At 63.7% G+C, this 9,852-nt stretch carries 11 protein-coding genes; 1 reads left to right on the forward strand and 10 read right to left on the reverse strand.

Going from position 1 to position 9,852, the window contains the following annotated elements:
• On the forward strand, positions 1–871 hold an 871-nt coding region (locus tag EN749_RS22465; protein ID WP_145990973.1), incomplete at its 5' end, for a chloride channel protein.
• Between the two features lie 48 nt (positions 872–919).
• On the opposite strand, the gene EN749_RS22470 is transcribed toward EN749_RS22465, so the two are convergent.
• From EN749_RS22470 to EN749_RS22515, 10 genes are all read right to left on the reverse strand, one after another.
• Entirely contained in the window at positions 920–2,563 is a 1,644-nt protein-coding gene (locus EN749_RS22470) for an MFS transporter (RefSeq protein WP_128363998.1), read from the reverse strand.
• Between the two features lie 230 nt (positions 2,564–2,793).
• The gene (gene fliQ / locus EN749_RS22475; RefSeq protein ID WP_023810020.1) at positions 2,794–3,060 is read right to left on the reverse strand and encodes a flagellar biosynthesis protein FliQ; all 267 of its coding nucleotides are present in this window, start codon (positions 3,058–3,060) and stop codon (positions 2,794–2,796) included.
• A gap of 24 nt (positions 3,061–3,084) precedes the next feature.
• The gene (gene flgD, locus EN749_RS22480) at positions 3,085–3,492 is read right to left on the reverse strand and encodes a flagellar hook assembly protein FlgD (RefSeq protein WP_013529774.1); all 408 of its coding nucleotides are present in this window, start codon (positions 3,490–3,492) and stop codon (positions 3,085–3,087) included.
• Positions 3,492–3,935: a flagellar biosynthesis repressor FlbT gene (gene flbT / locus EN749_RS22485; RefSeq protein ID WP_023810019.1), complete on the reverse strand. Its 444-nt coding sequence runs from the start codon at positions 3,933–3,935 to the stop codon at positions 3,492–3,494. The genes flgD and flbT overlap by 1 nt, the downstream gene beginning before the upstream one ends.
• A complete protein-coding gene (gene flaF / locus EN749_RS22490; protein ID WP_023810018.1) occupies positions 3,932–4,279 on the reverse strand; it encodes a flagellar biosynthesis regulator FlaF in 348 nt (115 codons plus the stop codon). Before flaF ends, flbT begins: the two co-directional genes overlap by 4 nt.
• Before the next feature lie 31 nt (positions 4,280–4,310).
• Positions 4,311–5,354 (reverse strand): flagellar hook-associated family protein, encoded by a 1,044-nt coding sequence (locus tag EN749_RS22495; RefSeq protein ID WP_128363999.1) that lies wholly within the window; start codon positions 5,352–5,354, stop codon positions 4,311–4,313.
• 4 nt (positions 5,355–5,358) lie between these two features.
• Positions 5,359–6,813, reverse strand: a complete 1,455-nt coding sequence (gene flgK, locus EN749_RS22500) for a flagellar hook-associated protein FlgK (protein WP_128364000.1) — start codon at positions 6,811–6,813, stop codon at positions 5,359–5,361.
• A gap of 27 nt (positions 6,814–6,840) precedes the next feature.
• Positions 6,841–8,100 (reverse strand): flagellar hook protein FlgE, encoded by a 1,260-nt coding sequence (locus EN749_RS22505; RefSeq protein ID WP_127322241.1) that lies wholly within the window; start codon positions 8,098–8,100, stop codon positions 6,841–6,843.
• 79 nt (positions 8,101–8,179) lie between these two features.
• Positions 8,180–8,848: a response regulator transcription factor gene (locus EN749_RS22510; protein WP_013529780.1), complete on the reverse strand. Its 669-nt coding sequence runs from the start codon at positions 8,846–8,848 to the stop codon at positions 8,180–8,182.
• Positions 8,849–9,070: 222 nt separating this feature from the next.
• Positions 9,071–9,658, reverse strand: coding sequence for a transglycosylase SLT domain-containing protein (locus tag EN749_RS22515; protein ID WP_189367657.1), 588 nt, complete (start codon positions 9,656–9,658; stop codon positions 9,071–9,073).
• Between the last annotated feature and the right edge of the window lie 194 nt (positions 9,659–9,852).

The raw sequence follows: 9,852 nt of genomic DNA on the forward strand, positions 1-9,852 counted from the left end.
GTCCAGCGGCCATGGCGCGCTGCATCGCGAATTCTCGATGAATTACGGGCTGGCCGTGGTGGCCAGCGTCTTCGTGCTCAAGCTGGCGGCGTCGGCGGTGTCGCTGGGGTCGGGTTTTCGCGGCGGATTGTTCTTTGCCTCGCTGTTCCTCGGCGCGCTGCTCGGCAAGGCGTTTGCGGATGTGATGCTTGTTATTTCTCCGGCAACCGGCATCGACCCTGCCGTCGCCGCCGTCGTCGGCATGACGTCGCTCGCCGTCGGTGTCGTCGGCGGTCCGCTGACGATGACCTTCCTGGCGCTGGAATCGACCCGCGACCTGACGCTGACCGGCGTTGTGCTGGCCGCCTCGATCATGTCGGCGATCCTGGTGCGCGAAACCTTCGGCTACTCGTTCTCGACATGGCGCTTCCATCTGCGCGGCGAGACCATCCGCAGCGCCCACGATGTCGGCTGGATGCGCAGCCTCACAGTCGGCTCGATGATGCGCAAGGACATCAAGACCATCTATGCCTCGACGACGCTGGCAGCCTTCCGCAAGCAAGTGCCGCTCGGCTCTGCCCAGCGGGTCATCGCCGTCGACGCGGGCGACCACTATGTCGGCGTGCTGATCGTGGCCGAACTGCACAGCGATCCTTCCGATGGCGAGGTGCCGGTGCGCGATCTTGCCAAATACAAGGACGCGGTGCTGGTGCCGAGCATGAACGTGCAGGCCGCCGCGGAAACATTCCAGCGCGCCGGCGCCGAAGAACTCGCTGTCGTCGAGGATTTCACCGACCACATCGTGCTGGGCCTGTTGACCGAAGGCCATCTGATGCGGCGCTATGCCGAGGAACTCGACAAGGCGCGCCGGGATCTGTCGGGCGAGGGGTGACGGGAGGGCCAAGCGGGGTGCCTGCGGCAGGGGCGCGATTGCGGAGCCCTAATGCTCGATCGGCCCCTTGGCCATCACAAGCGCTGTGCCGGCGGTGGTCGGGCGTTCGATCATGCGCCGCACGCGGGGCGGTTCGTCGCCGCTGTGCAGCGCCCGGATGCGTTCGCCGATGACGGCGTCGGCATGGGTGATGCGTCCATTGTGCCTGATATATTCGATCCAGGTCGGCGTGTGATAATGCTCGATCCATACGGTGGGATTCTCGAGATCGCGCGCCAGCGTCCAGTTGCGGGCGCCGTCACGACGACGGATGCGGCCGCGTTCGGCCATGATGGCGAGGAACTCCGGTTCGTCCTCGTGCCGGATCACATACTCGATCATGATGGCGATGGGACCACTGCGCGGCTTCAGGTCAAGCGCAAGGTGCGGTTCCTTGAAGCGATTGAGCGGGTCGAGGTTGAGCACCTGCTGTTGCGGCAGCGGGAGCAAAAGACCGATGGCGCCGCCGGCCAGCATGGCGACGCTGGCTGCGATCAGCGCGGTTTCGGCGCCGTGCGCATCGGCGACGACACCCCAGATCCAGCTGCCGAGCGCGATGCCGCCGAAAGTCGCGGTCTGGTAGACCGACAGCACCCGGCCGACCACCCAGCGCGGCGTCGCCATCTGCACCGTGACGTTGAAATGCGAAAGCGCGATCACCCAGCAGGCGCCGCCGACAAGCAGGCCGAGCGACGTCTGCCAGGCATGCTGGCTGACGGCGGCATTGAATGCGCAGACAGCGAAGCCGGCAAAAGCACAGCGCACCATCGTCTCGCTGGACAGCAACTGCCGCAGCCTGACGCTGATCAAGGCGCCGCCGACCGCGCCGATGCCGAAGGCGCCGAGCATGATGCCATAGGTCAGCGCATCGCCCTTGACGACATCGCGCGCCACCAGAGGCAGCAACGCAAGCACAGCGCCTGCACTGAAGCCGAACGCAGCACCCCTGACCAGCACCTTGCCGATGTTGGGCGACATGGCGACATAGCGCAGGCCGGCGCCCATGGCAGCCCCCAGCGACTCGCGCGGCAAGGTCGATACCGGCACGTTCGGCTTCCAGCGCGCCAGCACGACGATCAGGCCGATATAGCTCACCGCGTTCGCCGCGAAGGCGGCCGCGGCACCGGCCGCGGCGACGATGATGCCGCCGATTGCCGGACCGACGCTGCGCGTCAGGTTAAAGCCCATCGAATTGAGGGCGACGGCTGCCGGCACCTTGTTGCGGGGAACGATATCGCCGACGGAGGCTTGCCATGACGGGCTGTTGAGCGCGGTGCCGCTGTCGATCAGGAAGGTGAAGGCGAGCAGCGTCCACGGCGTGATCAGGCCTGAATAGGTGAACAGGGTCAGAAGCACCGACACCACCAGCATGAAGGTCTGGGCGACAAGCATCACCTTGCGCCGGTCGAAACTGTCGGCGATGGCGCCGGCTACGAGTGCAAACAGCATGATCGGCAAGGTGGTCGAAGCCTGGACCAGGGCCACCTGATAGGGCGAGGTGGCGATCGTGGTCATCATCCAGGCGGCGCCGACACCCTGGATCAAGCCACCGAAATTCGAGACGAGACTTGCGCCCCACACGGCGCGGAAAATGCCGTGCCGGAAGGGCGCCAGCGCCGAGACGCTCTCGCTGTCCGGCTTTTCGTCAATCATTTGGGGTTCCTGCCATGTCGTGCCTGCTCGTCAGACAATCCGTTTGCGCAGACCGTTTGCCGAAAGTAGGGCATGGCGCCGCAAAGGGCAAAAAAGCGCATGGTCCAACAATGGGATAGAGGCGGTCCAGGCCTTGTCCGCCGTGGGTCCGGAGGCGCCGCGGGGATCGGCGGCGTCTGTCCTCAGACAATTGCGAACGGCATGCCGCGGCACACCATCCTGGAACAGGCTCAGAAGCCGTTCTGGATGCGCTCGAAGATGACGTTGGTGAAGGCCGATATCTGGCTGCCGATGAAGGGACCGGTCAGCGCCACCACCAGCATGATGGCGACGATCTTCGGCACGAAGGTCAAGGTGATCTCCTGTACCTGCGTCAGCGCCTGGATGAGGGCGATGCCGATGCCGACCGCCATGGCGACCAGCACCACCGGAGCGGACGCGACGAGCACCGTCCACACCGCGTACTGGACGATGTCGAGAGCGTCGGCCTCATTCATGGGACTGGCTCTCTGTCGAAAGCGTCAGCTTGCTGCCTTGACCGAGACTCCCGGACCGACGGCGACTTCGGTGCCGTTCTGCAGCACGGCGATGAGACCGTTGCTGGCGAGGCGCACCGAAGCCACGGTGCCCGTGGTCAGGCCGTCGGCGGAGGTGATCGAGCGCCCGATCAGTGCGTCGGCCTGCGACAGCGCCGAGGACTGCATGATCTGATTGAGCTTGGTGTTGGTCTGCACCGACTGCTCGACCTGAGAGAAGGTGGCGAGCTGGGCGACATATTGCGTCGAATCCATCGGCTTGGTCGGATCCTGGTTCTTCATCTCGGCGATCAGAAGCTTCAGGAAGGACTGGTAGTCGACCGCTGTCTTCGAGGTCGAGGCCGTGGCCTGATTGGCGCCGGTCGGAATCGTCGTCGTCATGTCCACGTTCATCAGTATCGTGCTCCCACGGCCAGCGGGCGCTCGGCACCCGAAACATCGTCATTGCCACCCAGCGCGCGGCGTTCGAGCGGATAAAGCGCGCGGATCGCCTTCAGCGCCTCGTAGATATGATCCTCGCCGACCATGCGGTCGATCTGTTTCAGCGCGCTGCAGATCTGGGTGTCCTCGAAGCTTGCCAGAAGCAGCGGCAGCGAACGGCGGAACATGTCGCGCGCGGCGGCGGCGCCGGCCGGGTTCATCAGCATGACCTGCAGGATGAAATAAAGCTGCTTGAGCGGCGTCGAGGCATCGTCGGCCTGGATCACGTGGCTTTCGAGCAGGAACTGGACGTCGTTCATCAATTCGACAGTGACCTTGCGGTCGACCCGGATGACGGCGCCGTTGATGTAGATCTTTTCGTTCGGCTTCAGCGATATCTTCAGCGTGTTGGTCATTGAATGCCGTCCCTGATGATCTGGGACACCTCGATCAACCCTTCGAAATTGTTGGTGCGGCCCTGACGGATGTCCTCCGCCTCGCGCAGCAGCCACAGGCCGATGGAAATGAGGTTGGCGCGCAGTTCCTTGGGCAGGGCGTTGTCGCTGGAGCCAAGATCCTCGACGAAGGCGGTCCAGACGCGGTTGGTGAAGTGAAGCGCCTCGATCGCTTCCATGGAATCGTGGCCGGCCGCTGCTGCCGCCGCCAGCATGTCGATCGAGCGGGTCAGAAGCTCCCGCTCGCGGTCCTTCGCGTCGGCAACGGAGTTGCTCTGGATGTCGGCGTAGGAGAATTGGTACATCGTTGGGGCTCTACCGTTCCGTTAAGCGTTGTCAGGTCAGGTAATTCAACAGGCTGAGCTGCTGCAGGCGTGCGGTCAACGCGAAAGACGTTTCGATGTGCTGTGTCAGGTCCGCGACCCGTGTCGCGGCTGCCGCCGGATCGACGGCTTCCAGATCGAGAATGTGCCGTTCGAAAAGGTCGACCTGCGTTTTCATCCGATCGTTGGCATCGGAAACCCGCTTCTGGACGATGCCGGTCTCGGATTGAAGCTGGCCAATGCCGCTCAGCGCTGCGCCGACCAATGTGGTGGAGCGGCTGACAACCGTATTCTTCGCCGCCTGGCTGATGTTGCTGGACATCAGGCTGCTGACCATGGCTGCGGCCATGGCGAGTTTCTGAATGCCATCGCTGTTGGCGCTGGTCGAAGTCGGTGTGGTTTCGTTGAGTGCGATGCGGCTGACGATCTGCTGGTCGGTGGCGTTCGACCAGTCGCCCTGCCAACCCGCGCCCGTGAACAGCGGCGCGACATCGTTGGTGATGAAATCGTCCATCTGGGCGGCCGTGATGTTGGCCGCTGCCGGGTCGTCCTGGGTGAAACCGAAATTGGTGAGGAAAGCGGTATCGAATGCAGCCTTGGCGGGAGAGCCGGCAGCCGTGAAATCGTTGATCGGCTTGACGTCGGTGTTGGTGCCGGCAAACAGATATTCACCATTGACGCTGGTGTTGAGGATCGAGGTCAGCTGCTGGATGGTCGCCTTGCCGGAGTCCCGGGTGAGGCTGTTGGACGAGTCGCTTGAGGAAGCGGTGGTCAGGGCGGACAGGAAGGTCTGAGCGGCGCCGGAGAGCTGGCCAAGCGAGGTCTGTGTCGAGGAAAGCCTCGCGCCGACCAGGCCGTTGGAATCGATAATGACGTTGAGCCGGTCGAGATCGCGCGAGAAGGTGACGGACTGGGCGGTGCGCCCTCCGAGAGCCAGCCCGACATCGGCGACCCTGCCGGTCGACGCTTCCTTCGTGGCTTTGACGAGTTCGGCCTGCATGCGCATCTGCTGGGAGCGCATGGCATTGGAGATTGCGGCCGAGGAGACTGAAGTCATGGAATTATCCCACCGCGTTGAGCAAGGCCGTCAGCATGTCGTCGACGGTTTTCATCATCCGGGCCGATGCCTGGTAGGTGTGTTCGAGGTCGAGCAGCAACGACATTTCCTGATCGACATTGACCCCGGTCGCGTTGGACAGCGCCTCTGCGCTGCGCGATGCCAGTGCTTCCTTGGCATCGGAGGCGGTCGAAGCCTGCTGGCGCACGCCCTCGAACCAGCCGATCGAACTGGCGGCGTAGTCGGATACGCTGGAGGTTGCCGAAACGCCGGCGGCGGGGTCGAAAGTCATCGGCTGGTCGAGCCGGTCGCCATAGGCGACCAGAAGGGTGGAATAGGACGCGCCGCCGCCGGTGTTGGCGACATAGGCTGCACCATTGGCACCGCCGTCACGCAGCAGCGTCGGATTGCCGCCGGTGCTCGGGTCCATCGCCGAATTGACGCGGATGGACGCGGCAAGGCCGTTGACCAGCGTGCCGGCGGCCGGCACGGCCGGCGCTCCCGACCAGGTGAACAGGCCGGCGGCATTGGCCATCGCGGGTGCGGTCTCGGCAAAAGCGGTGATCAGGCCACGCGCGGTCTCGTCGAGCTGGCTCTGCATGGTCGAGGCGACGCCGTCGCGCAATTGCAGCAGGCCGGCAAGCGTGCCGCTGGCGCTGGTGTTGCCACCGGCTCCCGCCGAGATCGGCACGTTGTCGATGTAAACGGCATTGCCGGCGGCACCCGCGGTATAGCCTGCCGACGCCGCGAAGGTGACCGTGCGCGGTATCGTCTCGAACAAAGTCGTTCCGTCGCCGGTGGTGATGACCATGTCATTGTCGCCTCGCGTGAAGGTCGACACCGGGACATAGTTCGAAATCTTCTTCAAAAGCGCGTCGCGCTGGTCGAGCGCATCGGAAACGTCGGTGCCGGAACGGGTTCCGGACATGACCGCCGTGTTGGCATCCTGGAACTGGCTGAGCAGCGAGTTCAGGTCATCGACGGCGGTGGCGATCTGGCCGTCGGTCTGGGTGCGGAAATCCTGGACGGCCTTGGAGCCCTCGTTGAGCGAGCGCACGACCTGTTTGGCGGCGTCGATAACCGAGGCGCCGAGGTTCTGGTTCGACGGCGAGGTGGCGTAGAGCTGCAGCGCCTGCTGCAGGTTGGCGATCGCGGTCGAGGGCGAGGACGCATTGTCGACGCCATTGACCGCAACGCCCAGCTGATCCATGCCGCTGTAGAGCGCGTTCTGCCCGCTCCAGGCCGATAGCGCGCCGAGATTCTGGCGAAACAAAAGCTCGTTGGCTGCGCGCTGGATATCGACCGAACGCGCGCCCGGCGCCGTGCTGGTGACGACGGCCTGGCGCCGCGAATAGTCCGGGTTGGAGGCGTCGGCGACGTTGCGCGAGACAACGCTTGTCTGTCGCGCGGTGTTCATAAGCGCCGACTGGGCGATACTCAATGCGGTAGACAGTGACATGCGGGTCTTTCGCGGGCGACGCCCGTCTTATCTCTTCAGGTTGACAAGGACGTCCATCAGATCGGAACCGGTCTGGAAGACTTTCGAATTGGCGGTGTAGCTGCGCTGCGCCGCGATCATGTTGGTCAGTTCTTCGGCGATGTCGACGTTGGAATTCTCGAGCGCGCCGGAGATGATGGAGCCGAGTTTGCCTTCATTGGCAAAGCCGACACGAACCGCGCCGGACTCGGTGCCCTGCGAATAGACGTTGCCGGGCAGCGCGGTGAGCTGGTCCGGGCTCTGCACGTCGGCCAGCGGAATCTTGTAGAGCGGCTTGGTCGAACCGTCCTTGTACTGTGCGTAGATGGTGCCGTCCTTGCTGATCTGGACCTTGTCGATGGTGCTCGGCGCGTTGCCGTTGACCTGGGCATCGGAAACCGTGAAGCCGGCGCCAAGCTGGGTCAGCGCAGACAGATCGAGATTGAGGGTGGCGCCGTTCGGCACGGTAAATGAAACGCCGGTGGGCGTGCCGGTGAGCTTGCCGGTGGTGGTGTCGAAGGTCAGGTTGGCCGAGCCCAGCAAGCCGCCAGCGGTGTAGGGGAACGATGTTCCAGCGGTGGCCTTCGACTGATCGAAGACCGCCACCTGCCAGGTGCCGGCGCCGGTGTTGGTGAAATAGACGTCGAGCAGCTTCTTGTTGCCGAGATTGTCGTAGGCGACCATCGAGGATTTCGACGTGTATTGCGCGGTCGCAGCGTTGGCGGCGGGCAGGTTGGCGGTCGCGACCGGTGTCGCGCCGGCCGGCAGGTTGCCGGCATAGCTGCCCTCGGTGCTCGGCGTTGCGGTCATTCCCTGGTCGGAGATGACAACCGGGACCAACCCCTCGAAGCCATTGACCGTCGCTGCCGGTACGCCGTTGTCGTAGCTGTACGCCATCAGCTGGAAGCCGGCCGAGTTGACCAGTCTGCCCTGACCGTCGGGAACGAAAGCGCCGGCCCGGGTCAGGTAGGGGGTGCCGCTCGGATCCTGGACGACAAAGAAGCCATCGCCGCTGACGGCAAGGTCGGAAACCGAGGTCGTGTACTGAAGCACACCCGGATCGCTGACCGCCTGGCGGATCGTCGTGGTGACGCCGCCAGAATTGTAGGCACCGCCGGTCGACGGCATGACCAGCGTCGAGAATTCGGCGGAGGAGCGCTTGTAGCCGGTGGTGTCGGAATTGGCGATGTTGTCGGCGACCGTCGATAGGCGGTTTGCCTGGGCGTTCATGCCGGAAACGCCGGTCCGCATCATTCCGTAGAGGCTCATCGAAACGTCTCCGCTGTGTCCATGCTGCTGGCTACGAGGCTACGCATGTTTTCTTGCGCGAGGCTGGCGCGGCGCTGCATCAGAAGACGAGCCGGTAGCCGAGGAAACGCTTGGAATCGATCGGGTCGGTGCCCAGCTTCTCGCGCAGCTTCTTGCGCAGTTTGCTGATGTGGCTTTCCACCACGTTCTCCTCGACCTCTTCGTCGAAGATGCCGTAGATGGCGTTGAAAACCTGGGTCTTGGTGACACGGCGCCCGCGATTGCTCGCCAGATATTCGAGGATGCGGCGTTCACGGCGCGGCAGGGGGAGGGGCTGACCGTCGATCTCGGGGTCGCGGCCATCCATGAAGATGCGCATGGCGCCGATCTCGGTGTAGGCGACGTCTTCCTGGGCGCGGCGGCGGATGGCGGTGATGCGGGCCAGGATCTCGCGGATATGGACGGGCTTGCGAATGACGTCGTCGACGCCGCTCTCGAACAACCGGAGCGTGTTCTCCAGCGAATGCTGTTCGCTGAGCGCAATCACCGGGGCGCCGGTGCGGTCGCGGATCTGGCGCGGAGAGATGGAGCCTTCACGGCAGTCGCCGATGAGGAAGGCCCGGACCGAGCGCAGATCGGTGTCGGCGGCCGAATTCACCCACTCACCGAATTCGCCGGATGCAAAGCCTGCACAGGCGATGCCCTCACGATCGAAAAGTGAATTGTATCCCTCTGTTACGAGCTCGCGCTCGTCAACGATCACAATCATCGGCCCCGCCTTCCGAATCAAATCATTTGCCCCGTGAAGAGAGGCGTATCCGCTGGCGGGAATCCTGAACAACCGTCATTTCTTGTAGCTAGTTTCTTGGGAGTCTGGAATCGTTTCGGTTGCATTAGCGGGCGGCCAGATGTGCTTTCGGCGGCAAGTTCTGACCAAGTCAAACCAACAATTCGGGTTGTACGGTTTGTCTATTAGTAACGGGAAATGCGCTTACGGGTTGCAGAAGCCGCGGGCGTTCGTAGTCCATTTTCCAAAGCCGGTGGCGACCATGTTGGCAATGACGCGGCAGACATAGATCTTCTGCGCCGGGTCGTTGTCGGGACCGGCATGATAGCGGGCCACGGCCATAGACCAGGTCTCGTGACGGGCATGAAGGCTGGCCAGGAAGCGCGCCGCATAGTCGACGTTCTGGCGTGGGTCGAGCATGTCCTCGACGCTGCGAAAATGCGATGCATGGTAGTGGTGATTGATCTGCATGCAGCCCAGATCGATCAGGGTCTTGCCCTCGCGCCGGGCATTGGCGAAGGCGGCAAGGGCCTCGGTCCGGCTCCTCGGAAAGACTGCTTTTCCTTCTATATTCAAGGCATTGGGTTGAAGGCTGCCCTTGTTTCCGGTCTCCGTCAGGCCAACGGCATAGAGGATGCCGGCGGGTACGCCATAACGATCGGCGGCGCGCAGGATCTCCGGCTCGCAGGGATTGGCCGCGGCTGCGGCGGCGTTTGCCGCGCTAGATAAAGATATCGCCGCCAGCGCTCTCGCGAGCAGGCGAAGTGCCGCGGCCGTAGTCCTGCGCGTCATCGTTGCGTTTCCCTGAGGATTGCTGGCCCGGTTGCTGGCCGCCGGCTCCACCATTGCCGCTGCCCGAATTCCCCGGTTGAAAGGATGCTGGATCGCGGCCCGTCGCCGCCGCCATAGGAGCGGTTGCATCCGCCCGGGTTGTAGCGGGAACTGCTACCGAAGGTTGCAGTATCGTGACCTTGTCAACCTCGAAG

The sequence above is a fragment of the Mesorhizobium sp. M7A.F.Ca.ET.027.02.1.1 genome (genome assembly GCF_004022985.1).
Classification (GTDB): domain Bacteria; phylum Pseudomonadota; class Alphaproteobacteria; order Rhizobiales; family Rhizobiaceae; genus Mesorhizobium.

Coding starts and splice junctions, on each gene's coding strand:
- flgD (WP_013529774.1), bottom strand. CDS start 3,492: ATGAACGTGGACATGACGACGACGATTCCGACCGGCGCCAATCAGGCC.
- flaF (WP_023810018.1), bottom strand. CDS start 4,279: ATGTACCAATTCTCCTACGCCGACATCCAGAGCAACTCCGTTGCCGAC.
- flgK (WP_128364000.1), bottom strand. CDS start 6,813: ATGTCACTGTCTACCGCATTGAGTATCGCCCAGTCGGCGCTTATGAAC.
- flbT (WP_023810019.1), bottom strand. CDS start 3,935: ATGACCAACACGCTGAAGATATCGCTGAAGCCGAACGAAAAGATCTAC.
- EN749_RS22515 (WP_189367657.1), bottom strand. CDS start 9,658: ATGACGCGCAGGACTACGGCCGCGGCACTTCGCCTGCTCGCGAGAGCG.
- EN749_RS22510 (WP_013529780.1), bottom strand. CDS start 8,848: ATGATTGTGATCGTTGACGAGCGCGAGCTCGTAACAGAGGGATACAAT.
- fliQ (WP_023810020.1), bottom strand. CDS start 3,060: ATGAATGAGGCCGACGCTCTCGACATCGTCCAGTACGCGGTGTGGACG.
- EN749_RS22505 (WP_127322241.1), bottom strand. CDS start 8,100: ATGAGCCTCTACGGAATGATGCGGACCGGCGTTTCCGGCATGAACGCC.
- EN749_RS22470 (WP_128363998.1), bottom strand. CDS start 2,563: ATGATTGACGAAAAGCCGGACAGCGAGAGCGTCTCGGCGCTGGCGCCC.
- EN749_RS22495 (WP_128363999.1), bottom strand. CDS start 5,354: ATGACTTCAGTCTCCTCGGCCGCAATCTCCAATGCCATGCGCTCCCAG.